This window comes from Acetobacter sp., from assembly GCF_047721705.1.
Taxonomy (GTDB): domain Bacteria; phylum Pseudomonadota; class Alphaproteobacteria; order Acetobacterales; family Acetobacteraceae; genus Acetobacter.
On sequence record NZ_JBDNXK010000037.1, the window covers coordinates 1 to 21,519 of the forward strand.

Genomic DNA, 21,519 nt, shown 5'->3' on the forward strand with positions numbered 1-21,519 from the left:
AGCATGGCATAAATCGAGAAATTTTTATTTCAGCAACATGAAGGTGATGCGCGAGGATTGTCTCTACCTCAACGTATGGGCGCCCGTTCAGAAAAAAGCAGAGAAAAAGCTTCCCGTTCTCGTGTGGATTCACGGTGGAGGGTTCACCAGTGGCACAACCTCCAGCCCACTTTACGATGGCGGTAATCTTGCACGCAAAGGGGTTGTCTTTGTCAGCATAGCTTACCGTACTGGTCCTTTTGGCTTTCTTGCCCACCCTTTGCTCAGCAAACAGTCGGAAGATGGCACATCCGGGACATACGGGCTGCTTGACCAGATTGCCGCGCTCAAATGGATCAAGAAAAATATTGCAGTTTTTGGTGGTGATCCCTCGGAAGTCACCGTCATGGGGGAATCCGCCGGCGCTATTTCGATCGGCATTCTTGCGCTTTCTCCTCTGGCGCGTGGTCTGTTTGTTCGCGCGATCAGTCAGAGCGGAGGAGCGTTGCAGCCGCCGCGTTCGTGGCGTTCGTCTCTGGCGAATGATGCCGCGCTCAGTATGCCGCTTCTGAATGTGGCTGAAGAGCAGGGGCGTTATTTTCTCAATGAGATACGCACCCGGACGCTCGCTCAGGCTTATGCGCTGGAAGCAGAGGAACTGGTGCGCGCTGCGGGACCGGATATGGCGAAGTTCTGGCCGCCTCTGGATGGAAAGATTCTGCCGGGCGAACCGTATGCGCTCTATGAAGCCGGACTTTATAATGACATCCCGGTGCTCTGTGGCACGAACTCCGACGAAGGGGCGTTGTTCATGCCCCATACCGGTGTGGAACTCTTCAAGTTCGGCGTGGAGAAACAGTTTGGAATTTTCAGCCAGAAACTTCTGACGGTTTTTTCAGCAAACAGTGATAGCGCTTCGCTTCGTGCCGCCCGGGATCTGGTGGGGGATTCACTCTTTCGCTGGCCCACATGGACATGGGGGCGATTACAGGCGCGCACGGGTGGTTCGCCGGTCTATCCTTATCTTTTCTGCCGCAAGACGGAACAGACAACATTACCCGGTCCCGTTGGTGCCCTTCATGCCAGTGAGATTGCTTTTGCCTTTGCCAATCCGCAGGTTGACTGGACAGACGACGACTATGAACTCTCGGAACTGATGTCGAACTACTGGGTCAACTTTGTCCGTACAGGTGATCCCAATGGAAGCGAACTGGCTAAATGGGAGGTTGCAGACGAGCATGGCTTGCGCCTGATGAAGTTCGACAGAAGAAAATCCGGTATGGTCAAAGAGCCATGTCTTGAGCGGTTGAAAATGCTGGATCGATATTTTGCCTGGCGCCGGAGCGAACTCGTGCAGCCATGTCATCCATGCGTTGAAGAAAATGACGTATGGAACGAGAAAACCGACGGCTGAAATTGTAACTCAAGCACGCTGACGCAGCACGGAATATCGATCTTTTCCAGAGAGAGGGCCTCATCTCTCCAGCGGAAAATGGCACGCTACCTGGCGCTCATCCGATAGGGGGCGCAGCGCTGGCACGTCCACGCTGCAACGTGGCTGGGCTTGGGGGCATCGCGTGTGAAAGCGGCAACCGGGCGGTGGAGAGACAGGGCTGGGAATGTCTCCATGCAGCATCGGGCCGGGAATGTGAGGCCGAATGACGGGGACGGGAACAGCGCTTCGTAGAGCGGCAGTATAAGGATGGGCGGGAGCATGAAGCACGGCATCGGTCGCACCAAGTTCGACGATCGCCCCGAGATACATTACCGCCACGCGTGTCGAGATCTGCCGCACGACAGCGAGATCATGGGCGATGAAAACATAAGTCAGGCCGAGCCGTTCCTGTAGATCAGCAAACAGGTTGACGATCTGCGCCTGCACAGAAACATCCAGCGCTGATACGGGTTCATCGGCAATGATCAGGCGGGGGGCCAGAGCCAGCGCGCGTGCAATGTTGATCCGTTGGCGCTGACCGCCGGAAAATTCGTGCGGATACCGTGCCAGAGCGGAGAGAGGCAGGCTGACGAGATCCATGAGATCGTGCACGCGAGCCGTAATTGCCTCCACGCTTCTCTTCTGCCCGTTTTCATCAGGATGAACGCGCAGCGGTTCAGCCAGCAGATCCCCGATGCGACGTTTGGGATTCAACGAGGCATAGGAATCCTGAAAGACCATCTGCATCCGTCGGCGCACGGGGCGGAGGGCGCGGTCATTCATTCTGGAAATGTCCTGATCTTCAAACAGGATTGTGCCTGAAGACAGCTCGGTCAGACGCAGCAGGCAGCGTCCGAGGGTAGATTTGCCACAGCCGGACTCCCCCACAAGCCCCAGCACTTCGCCGGAGCGGACAGTGAGCGATACATTGTCCAGAGCCCGCAATGTCTTGCCTTGTGGCAGGCGATAATCCTTGCGGAGTTCAATGGCTTTCAGAATGTCCGTCATGCCTCGGCTCCGTGGAGAATGCGCGGCGGCAGGGCTTTTCCTTCACTGGGCAAAACACAGGCAACATCCTGTTCGGCAAATCGAACAAGCGGTGGCAGAGAGGAGCAGGCGCCATGCGCATAATGACAGCGTGGCGCGAAGGCGCATCCGGAAGGACGTTCCAGCGGGGCAGGGGGAACGCCCGCGATGGATGGCAGACGCACGGGCCGTGGTCCAGTCAGCGGCGGGATCGAGTCCAGCAGCGCCGCTGTGTAGGGATGCGCGGGCTGGGCAAAGATTGCTGACGCAGGGCCACGCTCGGCCACACGCCCGGAATACAGCACCATCACGTGGTCACAGGTCTCCGCCACAACGCCCATATCGTGCGTGATGAGCATGACGGCCGATCCGTAATTCGTTCGGAGATTGCGCAGAAGATCGAGAATTTGCGCTTGCACGGTCACGTCCAGCGCCGTGGTAGGCTCGTCGGCGATCAGCAGGGCCGGATTACAGGACAGCGCCATGGCGATCATAGCACGCTGGCGCAGGCCGCCGGACAACTGATGCGGATAGCGGTTGGCGGTGCGTTCCGGGTCCGGCACGCCCATGTCACCGAGTAGCCTGACCGTGCGTGCGCGGGCCTCGGATTTCGAGACACGCTCATGCACGCGGATCGCCTCGTCGATCTGCCAACCGATTGTGTAAACCGGCGTGAACGCCGTCATCGGGTCCTGAAAGATCATCGCGATTTTCCGGCCGCGTATATGCCGGAACGCTTTCTGCGGCAGCGTCGTCAGTTCCTGCCCGCGAAACCGGACGGACCCACGGAGACTGACGCCTGGATCGTCGATCAGACGCATGATGGCCATGGCCGTCACGCTCTTGCCGGACCCGGACTCTCCGACGATGCCAAGGATTTCCCGTTCGCACACGGTAAACGAGACGTTCTTGATGATCGGCACATCGCGACCGCCCGAACGGAAGCTCACGCAGAGATCGCGCACGTCGAGAAGGGGAGCATCACCGGCCATCGCGTACTCTCGGGTCGAGAAAGATGTAGATCACATCAACCAGCGCGTTCGCCAGCACAACGAACACAGCGGAATACATCACGCTGGCCATGATGAGCGGCAGATCGAGCGCCGAGAGCGCCTGATAGGTCAGCCGTCCGACGCCCTGAAGGCCGAACACCACTTCCGTCAGCAGCGCGCCACCACCGATCAACTGGGCGAAATCCATGCCGAACAGGGAGACGAAGGTGATCATGGAGGTCCGCAGGCCATGCACCAGCAGCACGCGCGTGGGAGATAGTCCCTTGGCGCGGGCCGTGCGCATGAAGTCCTCGCCGGACACGGTCACAAGATCAGAGCGCAGTACGCGGGCATAAACGCCGATGAACAGCACCGCGAGCGTGCACCACGGAATGATCAGCGCCTTGAACCAGCCGGTCGGACTTTCCGCGAACGGCACATAACCGAGCGCGGGCACCCACGAGAACAGCCATGTGTCGTGATAACGCGCCTGCGTGATGAGATTGGCGACCTGCCCGAGCCAGAAGACCGGAATGGAGATACCGACCAGCCCGATGGCCATCAGCGTCCGGTCGATCCATGTGCCGCGAAACGCCGCCGCAACCGTGCCCATGAGGATGGACACCACCACCCAGATCACGGCACCACCGGTCGCCAATGATAGCGTGACGGGTGCGGCCTTGATCAGTTCAGGCACAACCTTTTCACCACGATTGGCGTAGGACGTTAGGTCCTGCGTGATGAAGAGCTTCTTCATCATGGTCGCATACTGGACGGGCAGGGGGCGGTCGAACCCGTATTCCTGCCGGACCTTGGCGATGGTCTCGGGGGAGGCGTTCTTGCCGGCGATACGGGAGGTCGGATCCGCGCCCGGTGTGGCGAAAAACACCAGAAATACCAGCACGGAAATGCCGAACAGCACGAAAGCAGTCTGCCCGAACCGTTGAAGAAGGGCCTTCAGCATTACGCGCCCCTCTTGCTGGTCTCGCGCACGTCCAACGCATCCCGCAGTCCATCGCCCAGCACATTCAGCGCCACCACGACGATGACGATGGCCAGACCCGGTGCGATGGCGACCATCGGACGCGAGTAGATCAGCCCTTCGCCGTCCTGAATGATCGTGCCCCACGAGGCAGTCGGAGCCTGCACACCGATGGACAGGAAGGACAGAGCGGACTCTGTCAGCAGCGCAAAGGCCGCCAGCAGGGGGGCCAGCACGACGATGGAACTGGCGACGTTAGGCAGGATGTCCACCAGAAGAATACGCCAGCGTGGCACGCCGAGGCTTCGCGCCGCCATGACAAAATCGGCATTCCGCAGCGCCATGACCCTTCCCCGGATCGGGCGGGCGGCGTAGGGCATGTAGACCAGCGCGATAATGGCGATAGGGATGATCAGGTTGTCGGCTTCCAGCGTGATCGGTCCAAGATGCAGCCCATCGCTGATGGTCACGATCGAAAGCGAAATGGCGAACAGATAGACTGGCACGGCCCACATGATGTCCATGATGCGTGACAGCACCATGTCCACAATTCCGCCGAAGAAGCCCGCGAGAATACCGACCACGCTGGCAATGACGATGCACAGAGCCGCCGCCGCGAAGGAGATCAGCAGGGAGATTCGGCCGCCATACAGCAACCGTGCCGCCACATCGCGGCCCTGACTGTCCGAACCGAGCAGGTAGGCGGACGGGTTCCATGTCGGACCCGCAGGCGTCAGACCCAGATGCAGCGGATTGTCATTCGGCTGCATGATGTCGATGGTTTTGCCGTCCAGCATGAACGACCCGGCGACATTGGCGCGGAACGGGTCCGTGTGAGCGATGTGGTGCGCGTAAAACGGTGCGAGCAGACTGAGCAGCACCATGAGGCCCAGCACGCCCAGCGCCACCATCGAAGCACGATTGCGCGCCAGCACCCGGAACGCGCTCCGCCATGGTCCGGGAGGCGTTGTTTCCTGCGCTCCGCTCACGGTGGGTCTCCCGCCCGGCGCAGTTTCACCTGAGAAAAAACCGCCTCATAAATCGGTGTATCGAAGGTGCCGTGTACGCGGGAAGAGGTCAGCGCCACACGGCGTGTCTGGTCGAGCGGCACCGCCGGAGCCTGCGCCATGAGCGCGCGGGAGGCTTCGGCCCATATCGCATCGCCTGCCTTCTGGTCGGTCAGTGAGACTTCTGCCGCCTTGTCCATCAGCGCATCCAGTTTTGGATCGCAGAACTGGGAGGCGTTGATGGAGTTGCTTGAGTGCGGAATGAAGGTCGCGCAGGAAAACAGCGTGCGCAGGAAGGAGGACGCGGAAGGATAATCCGCGCTCCAGCCCGTCAGACCAATCTGCATCTTGTTATCGCTGTTCTGGATATAACTGAATTCGATCACCGGTGTGATGGGGCGCACGGAGGCGACATAACCCAGATCGACCAGCGTGGCGCGGATCTCGTTGGCGATGGCTCCTGAGCCGCCTGAACCCGGTGTGACGATGACGACCTTCTGGCCCTTGGTGCCGCTTTCCTCAACCAGTTTCCGGGCTTTTACGAGATCTGGCTCTTTCCATTCCGGCGCAAGATGATCCGGGGACGCGCCTTTGGTGTAGGCGCAGCCCGGCTCATATCCCGGCGCGCCTGTCGGCAGCATCTGACAGGCCGCCGTGGAGACCGCCGGACCGCCATTATAGATCACCACGGCCTTGCGGTTCAGCGCGTAGTTCAGCGCCTGCCGCACACGAACATCGTTGAAGGGTGGCTGGTTCACGTTCAGCGCGGCATAAAAGATCACGAGCTGGTCAATGAGTTTCACACGGTCTGAAAAACGCGCACCGACTTCCGCCTGCCGGTCCAGCGGCACGCTCTCCAGCATCCAGTCATACTGGTTGTTCTCAATGGCCGTAACGGCTGCTTCCGGGTCCAGCCCGAAGGAATAATGAATCTCGTCGGGATAGCCTGCCGGTTGAGCCACCGCATCCCATTGCCGGAAGTAGGGATTACGTTCCATTTTCAGACCGGAATTCGGTTCGTAGGAGACGATTTTATAAGGGCCGGTGCCGAGAGGAGCGTCATTGCCCGTGTCGTGTGTGGGTGTGTCGGCAGGCAGGATGGAAGCGTGCTGGAACGCCAACCGGTCAAAAAACTCTGCGTCTGGATGCGTCAGATGAAAGGTGACGGTCCACGCCTTGTCATCGGCTTCCACACCACCGGCGAGCGTGCAATGTTCAGCGTCTTTCAGACAGGCCTCACCGCCGACAATATGGCTGTAATAGGGGCCTGCGGTCGGGCTGTTCACCTTGAAAATTCGCTGCATGGAGGCAACCACGTCATTAGGCGTCACCTCCTTGCCGTTGGAGAAACGGATGCCGTGACGCAGGTGAAACACATAGGTTCGCCCACCGTCCTGCGGTTCCGGCAGGGCTTCCGCAAGGTCCGGAATGGCGTGGCTGCTGAGCTTGCTGGGCGTCTTGGCGAAGGTGGTCAGCCCGTCATAGACGATGGCTTCCATCTGGTAGGTAATGTGAACATAGCTGATCTGCGGATCGAGTGTTCCGCCCGAGTTCTCCGCTGTGATGCGCAGGATGCCGCCGGTTTCGGGGCTGTCCGGCGCGCCGGGGGCGATGGTCGCCGCGTGGAGCGGCACGGAGAACGCCGCTCCCACACAGGCAGCAGATAGAAAACGCAGATGACGCATCAGTCAGTGCTGCTCCACAAGGGCGCGGAGGCGCGTCTCCATCTCTTCCTTGCTGGCCGCACTCGCAATGGTGCCGGAATAGCGCCCTTCCGGGTTCATGATGACGATCTGGGGGGAGAGTTCATAAGTATAGTCCCACACCGGATCAGGGTGCCGCACGATCGGAGCGTGATATTCCTTGGCCACGGCCTCCACCGTAATGGGCGCACCCGTGCCAGTGATGATCTTCGCGGGGAATTTCAGGGCATATTGCCGCAGGTTCATCGCCAGATCACGGTTGGGATCGAAGCTGATGAAGAGCGGCGCAAATTTCTTGCCTGCCGGATCGACAGCCTGAAGCGCCTCACTGAGCCGCATCAGCGCGGGAGTGCAGGCGTCATTCGTGCAGTGAATCGCACCAAACATGACAAGCATCCAGCGTCCCCGGAAGGTGGTGTCTGTCATGGTGCCGTCAGAGGAATCCATCAGCCGGAACGTGCCACCGACTTCATTGCCGTTGGAGCCGACCACAGGCCCCATGGCGTCCGACATCCGATAGGCGGCATAACCCAGCACCGTTGCGAGCAGGATCGGGATCAGAACAAAGGCAAGCGCTCTGGTATTGGTGCGCCTGACCGCATCTGCTTTCTTTCGTGGATCACGCATGCCGTTCATCAGTGCGCCTCCGCCCAGTTGGCGCCCATACCTGTTTCCACAACGAGCGGCACGCTCAGCTGAGCCGCGCTTTCCATCACCGTCTTCACGAGTTTCGCTGTCTCCTCAGCCTCTTTCTTATCCACTTCGAACAGCAGTTCGTCATGCACCTGCAACAGCATCGTGGCTGACAGATTGGCCTCTTCCAGCGCAGCCGGAAGCCGCACCATCGCCCGCTTGATGATATCCGCAGCGCCACCCTGCAACGGCGCGTTGATCGCCTGCCGTTCGGCATAGGACCGCTGTGCGCCGTTCTTTGCGGAGATGCCCGGAACATAGCAGCGGCGACCCAGCGGCGTCACGACATAACCGTGCGCTTTCGCTTCTAGCTTGCGTTCGTCCATGTAGGCGCGGATGCCCGGATAACGCGCGAAATAGGCGTCGATATAAGCGCGCGCTTCGCCCATCGGAATGCCGAGCTGCTTGCCCAGTCCGAAGGCGGAAATGCCATAGATGATGCCGAAATTGATGGCTTTGGCGCGGCGTCGGGTGAGGGGATCCATGCCTTCCAGCGGAATGCCGAACACTTCCGATGCCGTGCGAGCGTGAATATCCTGACCCAGTGCAAAGGCCTCGCGCAATGTCGGCACGTTGGCGACGCTGGCGAGCAACCTAAGCTCGATCTGGGAATAGTCCGCCGATAGAAGCACCTTGCCTTCCGGTGCGATGAAAGTGCGACGGATCTGTGCGCCTTCTTCCGTCCGCACCGGGATGTTCTGAAGATTGGGCTCGTTGGAGGAAAGGCGGCCCGTCGTCGTGACGGCCATCTGAAAGGACGTGTGAACGCGGCAGGTGCCGGGATCCATCTGCTTCAGAAGTGTATCTGTATAGGTACTTTTCAGTTTCGCGAGCTGACGCCATGCGAGAATTTTCTCAGGCAGTTCCAGCCCCTGATCGGCCAGTTCCTGCAGGACGGACGAGTCCGTACTCCACGCGCCGGTTTTGCCCCGCTTGCCGCCCGGAAGATTCATCTCATCAAACAGGATTTCCCCAAGCTGCTTGGGTGAGCCAACATTGAATGTGCGACCGGCAACCTCGTGAATCTCTTTCTCGATAGTCGCCATGCGTCCTTCGAAGTTTTTCGACAGACGGCTCAGTTCAGTGGCGTCCACCTTGATGCCAACCCGTTCCATATCGGTCAGGACATCGATCAGTGGACGCTCATAATCCTCATACAGCGCCAGAGCTTTTTCCGTCCGAAGGGCGGGGCGCAGGACATGCCATAAGCGCAGGGTGACATCAGCGTCTTCCGCTGCGTAATCCGTGGCCTTTTTGAGAGGCACCTGCTGGAAGGGAATGCGGTTGCGTCCCTTGCCGGTCACATCGTCATAAGTGATCGGCACGTGACCGAGATGCAGCTTGGCCAGTTCGTCCATGCCCTGACCGTGGAGGCCCGCCGACTGGGCGTAGGAAATCAGCATTGTGTCGTCGATCGGCGCGATGGGTGCCGCGCCCGCAACACGGAATACATGCAGGTCAAACTTTGCGTTCTGGAACACTTTGAGCACGGAACTGTCCGTGAAGAGCGGTTCAAGCGCGGCACCAGCCTTTCCCACGGAAATCTGTTCACCCACAGGTGCTTCGAGCGTGCCTTCATGCAGCAACGGCACGTAACAGGCGCGACCGGGCGCGGTCGCCAGCGAGAAGCCCACCATGCGGGCCTTCAGTGGGTCCAGCCCATCCGTTTCGGTATCCACAGCACAGACGCCCGCTGCCCGAGCTTCCGCGACCCATCGTTCCAGTGTGAGCAGATCCGTGACGGTTTCATACGGACCATAAGGAGCCTGTTGCGGCTTTGGAGGCGTCATGGCGGGCTGATTGCCGCCGTTTGCGAAACGCATGGCCGCTGCTGCCGCAGCCTGTGCCAGCGGCTTGCCTTCTCCCAAGCCGAAACGATGCCGGATCGACCGGAACCCCATGCGATCCAGCCAGTCGCCAAGAATTTCCTCGTTCGGTTCCTGTACGGCCAGATCATCCAGACGGACAGGCAGAGGAATATCGGCTTTCAGCGTGACGAGCTGGCGTGAGATACGCGCCGCTTCGGCATGTTCGATCAACGAATCCCGACGCTTGGACTTTTTCATGTCCGGCGCGGCGGCCAGCACGGCGTCCAGATCGCCAAATTCATTGACGAGAGCCGAAGCCGTTTTCGGCCCGATCCCCGGCACTCCCGGCACATTGTCCGTCGGATCGCCCATCAGAGCCTGCACGTCGATCACGCGATCCGGCCCAACGCCGAATTTTGCTTCGACTTCCGAAGCGCCGATCGGTTTCTGTTTGATCGGGTCCATCATGTCGACATGAGGGCCGATCAGCTGCATCAGATCCTTGTCTGATGAAACGATGGTGCAGTGACCACCCGTCTCGTCGATGAAGCGGGCATAACTGGCGATCAGGTCGTCGGCTTCGAATCCTTCAAGTTCGATACCGGGCACGCCGAATGCGGCGGTCGCCTCGCGGATTAGCCCGAACTGCGGGATAAGATCTTCCGGCACGTCGGGTCGATGCGCCTTGTACTGCGGATAGATATCGTTGCGGAACGTCACCCGTCCGGCGTCGAAAATGACGGCCAGATGCGTTCCGACATGCTCGCGCATCAGGCGTGTGAGCATGTTGCAGAATCCGAACACCGCGTTGACTGGAACGCCGTCCGGATTGCTCATGGGAGGAAGGGCGTGGAAGGCCCGGAAGATGAAACCGCTGCCATCCACCACGACGAGGTGGGGCACGCCCGCTTTGTTCATGAAATTCGGAAACCTTAGTGAGCGTGATCCGCGGGCGCGTTCGGGTCGAGCACGAACAGCCGGGAACAATAGGGACAGAATGTCTGGTGATCGCCGATCTTCAGCCACACCTTGGGGTGGCCGAGGGCGCCCAGTCCACCGTCACAGGAGACTTTGCGTTTCTGCACGATGATCGTCTCGACATGACCCAGTCGGGGTTTGGGCGTCGGGTTGGTAGGCTGTATGAGCATCGGCATGACATGGTCCTCCTGCACAAGCGGATGAAAGGGCCGCATGGGCCTGTCGGGTCCGCGATGATACGCAGGAACGCCGTGAGTTCAAACCACCCACACACTCTTTTGTCCATCTCCGAGAGATTGAAGCGTCGAAGCCTGAAGGTCGCGGCCTGCCTGACTGCTTGTCTTGCCCTCGCAGGATGCGCGAACGAGCCGATCATACACGTGCCGTCCCGCTATGCCGGGGACGCACGGCTTGTGCCACCGGATCGTATTCTGACCTTGTCCGATGGAGCGCGCATTCCCATCCGGGTATGGCCCGCGAGAGGGCGGGAGCGGGGACGGATTCTTGCTCTGCATGGTTTCAATGACAGCCGCGACGCATGGGAAGCATCGGCTCCCCGTTTTGCTGAGGCTGGTTTCACCGTGTGGGCCCCGGATATACGCGGATTCGGCGCGGCTCCAAGGCGTGGCGGCTGGGTCGGAACGGATCGGCTGGTTCGGGACGCACAAGAAGAATTGGCAGACCTCCACGGTGAGGCTCCTGCGCAGCCGATCTGGCTGATGGGCGAAAGCATGGGAGGCGCCGTGGCGCTGTTGGCCGCGGAACGCCCCGATACGCCTGCATTGTCTGGACTGGTGTTGCTGGCGCCGGCTCTTTGGGACTTACAGACAGGCAAAATCCCGGTGCATCTGCTGGCGGCTATCGTGCCGGATGGAAAGGTCTCGGGGCGTGAGTTGCCGGTGCATGTCGTGGCGACCGATAACATCGCCGCATTACGTCGGCTCTATTTTGATCCTTTGACGCTGCATGTGACAAAGATTCGTGCCTTGAATGGGCTTGTCGATCTCATGGATGCAGGTGCGCATGCAGTGCGACGGGTGCATTGTCCCACTCTTATTATTTATGGCGACAGGGACCAGATCGTTCCATCGGATGCGATGGCGCGTGCCTGGCGCAGATTTCCGGCTTTCGTGCGCCGCGATCTCATTCCCGGTGGCCATCATCTTCTGCTGCGTGACCGCTCGGGAGGGCGGGTAGAGGCAGATATTCTTTCGTGGCTCACTGATCCGAACTCTTTCTTACCTTCGGGCGGTGATGTCTCGGCCGCTGTCTGGGCGTCACAGAACGGAGGGATGCCCCGAGGCGTGCCGCAGAAAGTAAATGAGCCATTTCCTCTGCTACCAGCAAAGATGGACACGCTTCTTTCTCCGTGAAGGGAAGGCAGTAGAGATAAATTTCACCGCATGCTCCTCGTGGCACTTGGCAAATCTGTTCCCGCTGCTGTAGGAAGGCGGCTGTGGACCCGTAGCTCAGCTGGATAGAGCGTCGCCCTCCGAAGGCGAAGGTCGAAGGTTCGAATCCTTTCGGGTCCGCCATTTCCCTGAAAATCGTGAACTAAGCAGTTTGAACGACTAGCGTGATAGCTTTTGGCTGCACGTAAAATCTAAATTTTGATACGGCTATGACGTTGAGGCCCCGAGTTGAGTGGCATGGTTTCAGTCACTGCTCAGGGTAAAGTAACTTTCTTTATGAAATTAAAAGCAGATTTTTTCTTGATAAAAACTTCTTCTGTAGTGTTTTTGTCCTTGTGTTTTTAGGGAGATTGTCGGTCTGTTCGGACATAAAGGTTCATGAGAAACGAAGTTTTTAAAGCATGAGGATTAACGATTACAAAAAGCATACAAGTAATCACAAAACATGATCTAGATCATACTTATACGCCAGACGTTGAGATAAATACTCAAGCGAGGTCGTCAAGGCAATGAAAGGCTTCAGGCGCCCGGGTTAAGGAGTTGGCGAAATGGGTATGTGGATCTTTCTTCTGGCTTTAATGTTTGTGAATATTTTCTTTGGCATCGAAAGAGCATGGTTTACTGCAATGCTGATTGATGTTCTGGCCCAGATCGCCATTACAATTCAGATCGGCACCAGTCTGCGTGGTGAATATCAGGACCACTGAAAGCTCTGATTTGAAGCGCAAACAGAGAAGACGAACTCGCTGAAGCGCATTTCAATCGCGGAAAAATTTTTTCTCCAGAAGCCGCCTATAGGGCGGCTTTTTGCGTTCAGGATTCCGACAGGCGGCGATTATCCAGAGGGAGCAGACAGCATCTGACACTGCTCCAGATTAAACGTTGTAAGTAAAATTCCGGGAGGGCTATTTCATGCCGTGGACCAGCGAAGACGCCGAAAAGCACACTCACAAGGCGACGACGGATCATCTTCAGGCGCTCTGGGCCAAGGTTGCCAATGAATGTCTGGAGCGGACAGAAGACGAGGGACGGGCCATCAGAGAAGCGAATGCCGTGGTCGCCCGTCAGGCGGAACGCGAATAAGCAGCAAAAACTCAGCGGCTCAGTCGGTGATCGTGTCGAAGCCGTCTTCGGGCGGTAGTACGCGGGGCTTGCGGTTCTCATCCAGAGCCACGAACGTGAACTTTCCCTGTGTCACGCGCTTGCGGATGTTGGTGTTCCGGGCGCGCCGCCATGTCTCAACATGTACGATGATCGACGAATGTCCCGTTTGTGTGATTTTCGTATAAATGCTGACCTCGTCGCCCACAGCGACCGGCTCATGAAAGATGAAGCTGTCAATCGCCACCGTGACGCATCGTCCCTTCGCCCGGAACGCTGCGGCAGTGCCAGCAGCAAGATCCATCTGCGAGACCAGCCATCCGCCAAACACATCGCCAGCAGGGTTGGTATCGGTGGGCATGGCGACCACACGGATGGTCGGAATGACTTCGGGAGGAGAGGAGGGCGATGTCGGCACGCAGGCAATCCTTGGCAAAATCAGAACGTTGCCGCATCAGCAACTCATCAGAGCAGCGACGTCTCTATCATCTAAAGCCGCGAAAATGTGACTTGGCAACGGGGCTTCACGGTGTTTTGCAGCAATTGGTGAAGATGGAGCGGTTGTCTGTCAGCTTTTTTGGTCATGTCCGTTTCATGGCACACCAAACCTGTCTGGAAAAAGCCGGTTGGGGAATGGCGCCAAGGGTTTTCTGGCTGTAACATGCTGCCATCTTGATGAAGAGGCGTTCGTAAACCCATGAGTCCGATATCGTATTCTTCCCGTCGCGCAGTGCAGGCTCTGACGGTCCTCTCTCTGTTGCTTGGCGGGACGGCGGTGACCACTCCATCCCGTCATGCGATGGCGCAGGGCGTTATCACGAGCAGCAACAAGACCATTGCTACTGTCGAGACGCTCGATCCTGACACGGGCGAGATTCTGTTGCGGACCGATGATGGGGATCTGTTCACCGTTGATGTGCCGCACAAGCGTCATGCCCTGCCGCATGTCGACGTGGGGGATCGCCTCCAGATTACTTCCGTAAAAATGCTGGATGCGGCGCTCGCACAGCCGGGGACGCCGGAACCCGAGTCGACTACATCCACGGCGCGCGGCTATGCGAACCGCCACCCTCATGGAACGCTGGTCTCCTTCCGTCGCCGTCGGGTACGTGTGGTTTCCACCAATCCGCAGCAGCATCTGCTGACGGTTACCGACGCCAGCGGGACGCCGCGTGAAGTCGTCATCAACCGCAAGATTTTCTATCCGCTTCTGCAGAGCCTCAAGCCGGGCGATGAGGTGGATGTCACGACGATGGAATCTGTCTCTTATACCGTGCTGAATCGTACCGTGACTCCGAATGTCGCGGTGGAGCAGAAAACAGGCGCACCGGCAGCATCAGTTCCTGCTCCCGTGCCTGTAGTTCCAGCACCGGCTGCGCCCGCTGTTCCTGCCAATCCGGCGCAGTAAATACCGATATGAAGGGGAGAGGTGTTTCAAGGGATAGGATCGCGATGAGACTGACCCTTGCGCTTCTGCTGTTGTTAAGCGCCTGCCATTCCGCACCTGACAGTCAGGGGCATCGTTACATTCATGGGGTGTACGGTGCTGGCGCGGCAGGCGGAATGCCCTGAGGTATCGGGAAAAAGGCACCTTATCTTGGACGCCGTCTTCCTTTAGAATATTCAACGCTTGGGTTTTAGAATATTCAACGCTTGGGTTTGCTCGCCGTATCGTTATGCGGGTCCTTTCGGGTCGTAATGAAGTCCTTCGCTCTGGTGTCGTTCAGACAAGAACGCTAAGAGAACAGAATGACATCAAAAGCCCGTCTCATAGGCATCGATCCCGGTTTGCGCTTCACAGGATGGGGAATTATCGATGTTGAAGGCAATCGCCTGATCCATGTGGCTGACGGCGTGATCGCAACCGATAGCGAGGAAGCCGTTCCATCCCGTTTGTGTGCCCTCTATGATGCTCTCACGGCGCTGATCCAGACACACAAACCGACGGAAGCGGCCGTTGAGGAAACCTACGTCAACCGGAACGGCTCATCTACGCTAAAGCTGGGTTATGCTCGTGGCGTTGCTCTCTTGGCGCCCGCTCTGGAGGGGCTGACTGTAGCGGAATACGGTGCGATGACCGTCAAGAGAGCTGTTGTCGGCACGGGCGCTGCAACGAAAGATCAGGTGGAAATGATGGTCAGGCGCCTGCTTCCGACAGCCACGATCCGCAGGGCTGACGCATCCGATGCGCTCGCCGTTGCCATCTGTCACGCTCATAACCGTGCCAGCACGTTGCGCGTGGAAGCAGGGCGTCGCAGTGCTACGGCACGGGGTGCGGGAGCGCGCCGATGATTGCTTCCCTGACCGGCTTGCTCGCGCAGGTCGAAGCCGACCGCTGCGTGATCGACGTGAATGGCGTCGGATATCTCGTGTTCGCTTCGACACGGACACTCTCGGCGCTTGCTACCCCACCGGAACTGGCGAAAGTGCTGGTGGAAACGGTCGTGCGGGAAGATGCGATTTTACTCTATGGTTTCGCTACATCCTCGGAGCGGGAATGGTTTCGCACACTGACGGCCGTTCAGGGTGTGGGGGCCAAGGTCGCGCTTGGTCTGCTTTCCACGCTTTCTCCATCTGAACTGATTGCCGCCATCGCCAGCGCTGACAAGGCGAGCCTCACGCGGGCGCCCGGTGTCGGGGGGCGTCTGGCGGAACGGCTTCTTACCGAGCTCCGTGACAAGGCCACCAAGATGCCGGGTGGTGGCGGGGGGACGGCAACGTCAGCCATCATCGCTCAGGGCGATCCTGCCGGAAGCATGGAAGTTGATGCGCTTCTGGCTCTTGCTGGCCTCGGCTTTCGGCGCGCCGAAGCGTGGCCGGTCGTGTCCCGGCTCATCGCGGAGAGCGGTAAGGATGTCTCGCTGGATGCGCTCATTCGTGATGCGCTCAGGGAACTGGCGAAATGAACGAACGCACGCTTGATCCCACGCGCTCTGAGGAAGACCTTGGTGAAGGTGCGCTGCGTCCGCAGACGCTGGCCGATTTCACTGGACAAAAATCCAGCCGCGAAAATCTGGCGATCTTCATCGAGGCCGCACGCAACCGGGGCGAGGCCTTGGATCATGTCTTGCTGCATGGACCGCCGGGGTTGGGGAAGACGACTCTGGCGCAGATCGTGGCGCGCGAACTCGGAGTGGGGTTTCGTGCGACATCCGGGCCGGTCATCCAGAGGGCAGGGGATCTGGCTGCGATCCTGACCAATCTTCAGCCGCGCGATGTTCTGTTCATTGACGAAATCCATCGTCTGCAACCGGCTATCGAGGAAATTCTCTATCCGGCGATGGAGGATTTTCAGCTTGATCTGATTATCGGTGAAGGGCCGGCTGCCCGTTCGGTAAGGATCGATCTTGCCCCTTTCACATTGGTGGCGGCCACCACCCGCGCTGGCCTGCTGGCAACGCCACTGCGCGATCGGTTCGGCATTCCGTTGCGTCTGGTGTTCTATACGCCGGAGGAATTGCAGCAGATCGTCGCCAGAGGGGCTCGAAAGCTGGATTTCGCGCTGACGGACGCAGGCGCAATGGAAATTGCCCGGCGTTCCCGAGGCACACCGCGTATCGCCGGACGTCTGCTGCGGCGTGTTAGAGATTTCGCTTCGGTGGGCAATGACACGGGCGAGCCTGTCGGTGCTGAGCTAGCTGATGCCGCGCTGAACCGGCTGGAGGTCGATAGTCTCGGTCTGGATTCGATGGACCGGCGTTATCTACGGCGGATCGCCGAATATCATAATGGTGGGCCGGTTGGGGTCGAGACGCTGGCTGCCGCTTTGGCCGAGGCGCGGGATACGATCGAGGATGTGATAGAGCCTTACCTTATTCAGGAAGGGCTGGTTCTGCGCACGAGCCGGGGCCGTGTGCTGGGCGAGCGGGGGTGGCGTCACCTCGGGCTTGTTCCGCCAGCCTCTTCGCAGATGGCGCAGTTCGATCTTCTCCCTGAAGACGGCTGTGAAGGAGGCTCTGGCGCATGACGGTCCACAACATCGACTTCCGCATTTATTATGAAGATACGGATGCCGGAGGCGTGGTCTATCACGCCCGTTATCTGGCGTTCGCCGAGCGTGCCCGGACCGAAGCGATCCGCGCGCAGGGCATGCCAGCCATGGATCTTCTGAAGGATTACGGTCTTGTGTTCGTGGTTCGGAACGCCACCCTTGATTACCGGAGTCCTTTGCGTCTGGACGACATCTTTACGGTGCGGACACGGCTGAAAGCGCAGGGCGCGGCGACCTGTGAACTGCTTCAGGATTTCATGAAGGGTGATGAACTGTGCGTTCGCACAGACATCAGGCTGGCCTGTATTCGGGCAGAAGATGGGCGGCCTGCCCGATTTCCGCCACCCTGGCGTGATCTTCTCCGGCGGCTTGAAGAATAAGGAGCCGGAAAGGCGAAGGTCTCTTCTCTTTTCTCAGGAAGTCAGTAATGAACGCACACGATTCGACCGTTTGCCGAGTCGGATGAGTGGCTGTTCCTGAGGGGCTGAAGCGGCTGCAGGGCGGCGTATAAAGCGGGTCGCGTGGACAGGAGGCATTTTTGGATCAGGCAGCGGTAGACGCAGCAAATCTCGGTGCGGCTGCGGGCGGTAGCTTATCACTCTGGGGACTGTTCGTTCAGGCTTCTGTCGTCGTCAAAATGGTGATGATCGGACTGCTCGGATGCAGCATCTGGGTGTGGGCCATCATCTTTGACAAGATTGTGACGATACGTCGTGTCGAACGTCAGGCGACCGCATTCGAGGATAAATTCTGGTCTGGTGGCAGTCTGGATGATCTCTACGAAAGCGAAGGCGCAAAACCCTCTCATCCGATGGCGGCCGTGTTTGGCGCGGCAATGGGTGAATGGCGTCGTTCCTCCCGTATTCCGGGTGTCGATCTCATCCATGGCGGCGTGCAGGAGCGTGTCGACAGGGCCATGTCGATCACCATCACCCGCGAGATGGAGCGTCTTGAGCGCTGGATGATCTTCCTCGCGACGATCGGTCCGATCGCGCCGTTCATCGGTCTGTTCGGAACGGTGTGGGGCATCATGCACTCGTTCAGTTCGATCGCCGCCATGCACAACACCAATCTCAGTGTTGTCGCGCCCGGCATCTCGGAAGCGCTGTTCGCTACGGCCATCGGTCTTGTGACGGCCATTCCCGCCGTTATCGGCTATAACGTGATCAGCAACAGCCTGACGCATTTTCAGGACCGGCTTGAGGGCTTCGGTACGGAGTTCGCCGCCATCCTGTCGCGCCAGTCCGAAGAGAGGTCGTAAGCCATGGGCGTCTCGGTCGGAGGAGGCGGTCGCCGCGGTCCACGCCGTCGCGGACGCCCGATGTCGGACATCAACGTCACGCCGCTTGTCGACGTGATGCTGGTGCTGCTCATCATCTTCATGGTCACATCCCCGATGATGACCAGTGGTGTGAATGTCGATCTTCCAAAGACCGATGCGAAGCCGGTGAATACCGATACCAAGCCGATCACCGTCTCCATCAAATCGGATGGATCGCTCTATCTGGGAGACAATCCGGTTTCGGGTGACGATCTGGTGGCGCAGCTCAAGGCCGCCGCCCAGAACGATCCGGAGCATCGCATCTTCGTGCGTGGTGATGCCCATATCGACTACGGCAAGGTAATGCAGGTCATGGGGCAGATTACGGCAGGTGGGTTCACCCATGTCGCTCTGCTCGCCCAGCAGCCCGCCGCGTCGGCTGGCCAGTGAGCGCGCGTCCGATGATGTCGCTGGCTGTTTTTTCGCATATCCCGGCGCTCTCGCGTCGTGTGATGGTAGGAGCTTGATACTCCATGGTTCGGCCTCGCCGTTCCGAGATCGTTCTCATGCGCCGTTCGACCATTGTGTCGGGCGTCGCACACTTTCTGATTCTCGCTGCCCTGCTTCTGGCCATTCCTGTGCCGAAGCCGCCTGAGGAACCGAAGGAACAGCCGCCGATCGAAATGCAGTTCGAGGGCGCCAGTAGCGACTCCGGACCGCCCGCGAAGGCTGACGCGCCTGCCGAGAAACCGGCTCCAGCGCCGGCGCCCGAAAAGGTTGAAGCGCCTCCAACACCGACACCACCGAAGCCAGCGCCACCCGAGGAAGCACCTCCGCCTCCTCCGCCGCCACAGCCCGTTCCGCCTCCACCGCCGAGCGAAGCCGAGCCGCTGCCGGACACGCCTGTGCCGCCCAAGGTGGAAGAGCCGTCTCCGGATGCTGAAAAGACACCGCCGACGAAGCCATCCAAGCCCACCGAGGCAAAGGTTCAGGCTCCACCGTCGTTGCAGGCCCCGCTTGAGAGTGCGGCTCATGTCTCGTCGCCGTCACCCGTGACGCAGCCGACGGATACGCTGCCAGATGTGGCGTTGCCGTCTCATATCACGCAGCCCAACCCAGCGAAGAAGACAACGCCGGACACCCATTCCCTGTTGGAGACGCTGGATTCTTTCCGGTCTGATTCCAAACAGACACATGCGCCCAAGGCGGCGGCGAACCCGGCTCAGGGTGGTGCGCCGAATGGGGGAGGCTCACCGGGTGGAGATATTACTGGCAAGATGAGCGCGGGTGATCAGCGCGCCATCGGCGGTGCCGTGCGGCGCTGCTATACCGAGGATACGGCTGCGAAAAACTACGCGAGTTTCGTGGCGCATCTGATCGTGACGGTCGACTCGAGTGGAGAAGCGCGCATCGTCAAATTCGCGCCTGAAACACAGGCCAAGATGAACAGTGATGTTTCCTATCGCGCGCTTGCCGAGCGGGCGAGGGCGGCCGTGCTCAGTCCGACCTGTTCAAAGCTGCCTATCCCGAAAAATCTGCTGGGACAGACCCAGACGCTGAAATTCGTCTTCCGGCCCTGAGCCGAGAAAGAAGAGAGGACAAACGACCATGGTTTCGACTCGTGACAGTTACATCTCCGATCAGGAAGCCGCATCGCTGGCTGAGGCGTTTGGTGCCAATGCTCTTCGTCGCCGTTCCGTTCTTGGGGGCAGTCTGCTCGCTGGCGCAGGACTTGCTGGGCTGACCATCACGCCGCTTGGTGCGCGCGCCGCCGATGCCCCTGCGGCAGAAATTACGGTCGATCAGGCCCGTACTGCGCCGATTCCGATTGTGATTCCTTCTTTCGGTCCGGGACTGGGTGAACAGATCACCAAAGTCCTGACGGACGATCTGTCGAACACGGGTCTTTTCAAGGTCATTCCCAGTGAAGCGACTTCGGGCACGCCCGACTTCGCGCCATACAAGGCCATGGGTGCACGTGCTGCTGTGACGGGCGGCTACTCTGGCAGCGGCAGCGTTCGTGTCGAGTTCCGTCTGTGGGACGTTCTTGCTGGGCAGCAGATTCAGGGGACGGCCTACACGACCAGCTCCGTGAACTGGCGCCGTATCGCCCACATCATCGGCGATGTCATTTATGAGCGGATGCTGGGCGAAAAAGGGTATTTCGACACCCGTATTGGCTTCATCTCGCGTTCAGGCCCTGCGCGCCAGCCTCTCATGCGACTGGCGGTCATGGATCAGGACGGGGCCAACTGCCGTATCCTGAGCAAGACGCAGACCAAACTGCCGGCCTTCAGCCCGGTGCGCGACCAGATTGCGTTCCTGTCCTACGCCTCCAGCGTGCCCCGGATTTACGTGTTCGATCTCAGCAGTGGCCGTCAGCATATCATCGGCGATTTCAACGGTGTGCCGCTTGGGCCGCATTATTCGCCGGACGGCAACTCGCTCATCGTGCCGGTAGCGAAAGGCAGCGGAGCGGAACTGTATTCCGTCAACATTGCTTCCGGTGCAAAGCGCCAGATCACGTCAAGCGGCGGTGCGATCAATGTCAGCCCGAGCTTCAGCCCGGATGGGTCGCAGATTGTCTTCACGTCTGATCGTGGTGGTTCTCCGGCGCTCTACGTGATGGGGGCAGGCGGTGGCAGTGCGCGGCGTCTGTCATACGGGAGCGGTAACTGCGGAGACTCCGTGTGGTCTCCCCGTGGCGACCTGATCGCGTTCACGCGCATTAGTGGCGGTCAGTTCTCGCTCTGCGTCGTCAACCCGGATGGAACGGGTGAACGTATCATGACGCAGGGTTACACTGTGGAATCGCCGAGCTTCTGTCCGAATGGACGTGTTCTGGCCTTCTCCCGTTCGGGAGGTGGAGCCGGAGCGGCTGTCCGCACCATCGACATCACCGGTTTCCACGAGCGCACGATACCGACGCCGGAAGGTGGTCTGAGCCCGACATGGTCGCCGCTGAACGTTTGATATGCGTTCCAAACGGGTGTGGTAATAATCTGTTGCAAACACATCATCACAACGTGTTTCAAATACCACATGACTTCTTGACGGAACTTGTTAGTTGTGGCTTAGCCTCATGTAATCTTCGACGTTGATTGTTGTTCACTTCATGTAGGTGAACAATGGTCAGGCGCTGAAGGGCGAT

23 protein-coding genes and 1 tRNA gene are annotated in these 21,519 nt (G+C 59.2%); 15 read left to right on the forward strand and 9 right to left on the reverse strand.

Annotated features, from left to right (window positions below; all coding sequences use genetic code 11):
• On the forward strand, positions 1 to 1,393 hold a 1,393-nt coding region (locus tag ABF824_RS08030), incomplete at its 5' end, for a carboxylesterase/lipase family protein (RefSeq protein WP_415487835.1).
• Between the two features lie 60 nt (positions 1,394 to 1,453).
• Here the strand turns inward: ABF824_RS08030 and ABF824_RS08035 are convergent.
• From ABF824_RS08035 to ABF824_RS08070, 8 genes are read right to left on the reverse strand one after another with little or no spacing between them, the layout of a single operon-like run.
• The gene (locus ABF824_RS08035; RefSeq protein WP_415487837.1) at positions 1,454 to 2,422 is read right to left on the reverse strand and encodes an ABC transporter ATP-binding protein; all 969 of its coding nucleotides are present in this window, start codon (positions 2,420 to 2,422) and stop codon (positions 1,454 to 1,456) included.
• Complete coding sequence (locus ABF824_RS08040; protein ID WP_415487839.1) at positions 2,419 to 3,432, reverse strand: ABC transporter ATP-binding protein; 1,014 nt, start codon at positions 3,430 to 3,432, stop codon at positions 2,419 to 2,421. Before ABF824_RS08040 ends, ABF824_RS08035 begins: the two co-directional genes overlap by 4 nt.
• Complete coding sequence (locus tag ABF824_RS08045) at positions 3,422 to 4,396, reverse strand: ABC transporter permease (RefSeq protein WP_415487841.1); 975 nt, start codon at positions 4,394 to 4,396, stop codon at positions 3,422 to 3,424. The genes ABF824_RS08040 and ABF824_RS08045 overlap by 11 nt, the downstream gene beginning before the upstream one ends.
• Positions 4,396 to 5,403, reverse strand: coding sequence for an ABC transporter permease (locus tag ABF824_RS08050; RefSeq protein WP_415487843.1), 1,008 nt, complete (start codon positions 5,401 to 5,403; stop codon positions 4,396 to 4,398). The genes ABF824_RS08045 and ABF824_RS08050 overlap by 1 nt, the downstream gene beginning before the upstream one ends.
• Positions 5,400 to 7,106 carry an ABC transporter substrate-binding protein gene (locus tag ABF824_RS08055; RefSeq protein WP_415487845.1) on the reverse strand — a complete coding sequence of 569 codons (1,707 nt, stop codon included), beginning with the start codon at positions 7,104 to 7,106 and terminating at the stop codon, positions 5,400 to 5,402. Before ABF824_RS08055 ends, ABF824_RS08050 begins: the two co-directional genes overlap by 4 nt.
• A gap of 3 nt (positions 7,107 to 7,109) precedes the next feature.
• Positions 7,110 to 7,760 (reverse strand): SCO family protein, encoded by a 651-nt coding sequence (locus tag ABF824_RS08060; RefSeq protein WP_415487847.1) that lies wholly within the window; start codon positions 7,758 to 7,760, stop codon positions 7,110 to 7,112.
• On the reverse strand, positions 7,760 to 10,543 hold the full coding sequence (gene polA / locus ABF824_RS08065; protein ID WP_415487849.1) for a DNA polymerase I: 2,784 nt from the start codon (positions 10,541 to 10,543) through the stop codon (positions 7,760 to 7,762). The genes ABF824_RS08060 and polA overlap by 1 nt, the downstream gene beginning before the upstream one ends.
• A gap of 14 nt (positions 10,544 to 10,557) precedes the next feature.
• Positions 10,558 to 10,773, reverse strand: a complete 216-nt coding sequence (locus ABF824_RS08070; RefSeq protein WP_415487891.1) for a zinc-finger domain-containing protein — start codon at positions 10,771 to 10,773, stop codon at positions 10,558 to 10,560.
• Positions 10,774 to 10,836: 63 nt separating this feature from the next.
• Here ABF824_RS08070 and ABF824_RS08075 point away from each other — a divergent pair, with 63 nt between their 5' ends.
• The 4 genes from ABF824_RS08075 (at position 10,837) to ABF824_RS08090 (ending at position 13,098) form a co-directional block, all read left to right on the forward strand.
• Entirely contained in the window at positions 10,837 to 11,976 is a 1,140-nt protein-coding gene (locus ABF824_RS08075) for an alpha/beta hydrolase (protein WP_415487893.1), read from the forward strand.
• 85 nt (positions 11,977 to 12,061) lie between these two features.
• Positions 12,062 to 12,138, forward strand: a tRNA-Arg gene (locus ABF824_RS08080).
• A gap of 425 nt (positions 12,139 to 12,563) precedes the next feature.
• Positions 12,564 to 12,722 (forward strand): hypothetical protein, encoded by a 159-nt coding sequence (locus ABF824_RS08085; RefSeq protein ID WP_415487851.1) that lies wholly within the window; start codon positions 12,564 to 12,566, stop codon positions 12,720 to 12,722.
• Positions 12,723 to 12,927: 205 nt separating this feature from the next.
• Entirely contained in the window at positions 12,928 to 13,098 is a 171-nt protein-coding gene (locus ABF824_RS08090) for a hypothetical protein (protein WP_415487853.1), read from the forward strand.
• A gap of 19 nt (positions 13,099 to 13,117) precedes the next feature.
• On the opposite strand, the gene ABF824_RS08095 is transcribed toward ABF824_RS08090, so the two are convergent.
• The gene (locus ABF824_RS08095; RefSeq protein ID WP_415487855.1) at positions 13,118 to 13,534 is read right to left on the reverse strand and encodes an acyl-CoA thioesterase; all 417 of its coding nucleotides are present in this window, start codon (positions 13,532 to 13,534) and stop codon (positions 13,118 to 13,120) included.
• Here ABF824_RS08095 and ABF824_RS08100 point away from each other — a divergent pair.
• The 10 genes from ABF824_RS08100 (at position 13,525) to tolB (ending at position 21,341) form a co-directional block, all read left to right on the forward strand.
• Complete coding sequence (locus tag ABF824_RS08100; RefSeq protein ID WP_415487857.1) at positions 13,525 to 13,776, forward strand: hypothetical protein; 252 nt, start codon at positions 13,525 to 13,527, stop codon at positions 13,774 to 13,776. The genes ABF824_RS08095 and ABF824_RS08100 overlap by 10 nt on opposite strands.
• A 37-nt stretch (positions 13,777 to 13,813) precedes the next feature.
• Positions 13,814 to 14,524 carry a hypothetical protein gene (locus tag ABF824_RS08105; protein WP_415487859.1) on the forward strand — a complete coding sequence of 237 codons (711 nt, stop codon included), beginning with the start codon at positions 13,814 to 13,816 and terminating at the stop codon, positions 14,522 to 14,524.
• Positions 14,525 to 14,865: 341 nt separating this feature from the next.
• Entirely contained in the window at positions 14,866 to 15,408 is a 543-nt protein-coding gene (gene ruvC / locus ABF824_RS08110) for a crossover junction endodeoxyribonuclease RuvC (protein WP_415487861.1), read from the forward strand.
• Entirely contained in the window at positions 15,405 to 16,022 is a 618-nt protein-coding gene (gene ruvA, locus ABF824_RS08115; RefSeq protein ID WP_415487863.1) for a Holliday junction branch migration protein RuvA, read from the forward strand. Before ruvC ends, ruvA begins: the two co-directional genes overlap by 4 nt.
• A complete protein-coding gene (gene ruvB, locus ABF824_RS08120; protein ID WP_415487865.1) occupies positions 16,019 to 17,083 on the forward strand; it encodes a Holliday junction branch migration DNA helicase RuvB in 1,065 nt (354 codons plus the stop codon). Before ruvA ends, ruvB begins: the two co-directional genes overlap by 4 nt.
• On the forward strand, positions 17,080 to 17,487 hold the full coding sequence (gene ybgC / locus ABF824_RS08125) for a tol-pal system-associated acyl-CoA thioesterase (protein ID WP_415487867.1): 408 nt from the start codon (positions 17,080 to 17,082) through the stop codon (positions 17,485 to 17,487). The genes ruvB and ybgC overlap by 4 nt, the downstream gene beginning before the upstream one ends.
• Positions 17,488 to 17,645: 158 nt before the next feature.
• Complete coding sequence (gene tolQ, locus ABF824_RS08130; RefSeq protein WP_415487869.1) at positions 17,646 to 18,368, forward strand: protein TolQ; 723 nt, start codon at positions 17,646 to 17,648, stop codon at positions 18,366 to 18,368.
• A gap of 3 nt (positions 18,369 to 18,371) precedes the next feature.
• Positions 18,372 to 18,818, forward strand: coding sequence for a protein TolR (gene tolR, locus ABF824_RS08135; RefSeq protein WP_415487871.1), 447 nt, complete (start codon positions 18,372 to 18,374; stop codon positions 18,816 to 18,818).
• Between the two features lie 83 nt (positions 18,819 to 18,901).
• Entirely contained in the window at positions 18,902 to 19,948 is a 1,047-nt protein-coding gene (locus ABF824_RS08140; RefSeq protein ID WP_415487873.1) for an energy transducer TonB, read from the forward strand.
• Between the two features lie 28 nt (positions 19,949 to 19,976).
• The gene (gene tolB / locus ABF824_RS08145; protein WP_415487875.1) at positions 19,977 to 21,341 is read left to right on the forward strand and encodes a Tol-Pal system protein TolB; all 1,365 of its coding nucleotides are present in this window, start codon (positions 19,977 to 19,979) and stop codon (positions 21,339 to 21,341) included.
• The last annotated feature ends 178 nt before the right edge of the window (positions 21,342 to 21,519 follow it).

Coding starts and splice junctions, on each gene's coding strand:
- ABF824_RS08035 (WP_415487837.1), bottom strand. CDS start 2,422: ATGACGGACATTCTGAAAGCCATTGAACTCCGCAAGGATTATCGCCTG.
- ABF824_RS08040 (WP_415487839.1), bottom strand. CDS start 3,432: ATGGCCGGTGATGCTCCCCTTCTCGACGTGCGCGATCTCTGCGTGAGC.
- ABF824_RS08045 (WP_415487841.1), bottom strand. CDS start 4,396: ATGCTGAAGGCCCTTCTTCAACGGTTCGGGCAGACTGCTTTCGTGCTG.
- ABF824_RS08055 (WP_415487845.1), bottom strand. CDS start 7,106: ATGCGTCATCTGCGTTTTCTATCTGCTGCCTGTGTGGGAGCGGCGTTC.
- ABF824_RS08060 (WP_415487847.1), bottom strand. CDS start 7,760: ATGAACGGCATGCGTGATCCACGAAAGAAAGCAGATGCGGTCAGGCGC.
- polA (WP_415487849.1), bottom strand. CDS start 10,543: ATGAACAAAGCGGGCGTGCCCCACCTCGTCGTGGTGGATGGCAGCGGT.
- ABF824_RS08070 (WP_415487891.1), bottom strand. CDS start 10,773: ATGCTCATACAGCCTACCAACCCGACGCCCAAACCCCGACTGGGTCAT.
- ABF824_RS08075 (WP_415487893.1), top strand. CDS start 10,837: ATGATACGCAGGAACGCCGTGAGTTCAAACCACCCACACACTCTTTTG.
- ABF824_RS08085 (WP_415487851.1), top strand. CDS start 12,564: ATGGGTATGTGGATCTTTCTTCTGGCTTTAATGTTTGTGAATATTTTC.
- ABF824_RS08090 (WP_415487853.1), top strand. CDS start 12,928: ATGCCGTGGACCAGCGAAGACGCCGAAAAGCACACTCACAAGGCGACG.
- ABF824_RS08100 (WP_415487857.1), top strand. CDS start 13,525: ATGTCGGCACGCAGGCAATCCTTGGCAAAATCAGAACGTTGCCGCATC.
- ABF824_RS08105 (WP_415487859.1), top strand. CDS start 13,814: ATGAGTCCGATATCGTATTCTTCCCGTCGCGCAGTGCAGGCTCTGACG.
- ruvC (WP_415487861.1), top strand. CDS start 14,866: ATGACATCAAAAGCCCGTCTCATAGGCATCGATCCCGGTTTGCGCTTC.
- ruvA (WP_415487863.1), top strand. CDS start 15,405: ATGATTGCTTCCCTGACCGGCTTGCTCGCGCAGGTCGAAGCCGACCGC.
- ruvB (WP_415487865.1), top strand. CDS start 16,019: ATGAACGAACGCACGCTTGATCCCACGCGCTCTGAGGAAGACCTTGGT.
- ybgC (WP_415487867.1), top strand. CDS start 17,080: ATGACGGTCCACAACATCGACTTCCGCATTTATTATGAAGATACGGAT.
- tolR (WP_415487871.1), top strand. CDS start 18,372: ATGGGCGTCTCGGTCGGAGGAGGCGGTCGCCGCGGTCCACGCCGTCGC.
- ABF824_RS08140 (WP_415487873.1), top strand. CDS start 18,902: ATGGTTCGGCCTCGCCGTTCCGAGATCGTTCTCATGCGCCGTTCGACC.
- tolB (WP_415487875.1), top strand. CDS start 19,977: ATGGTTTCGACTCGTGACAGTTACATCTCCGATCAGGAAGCCGCATCG.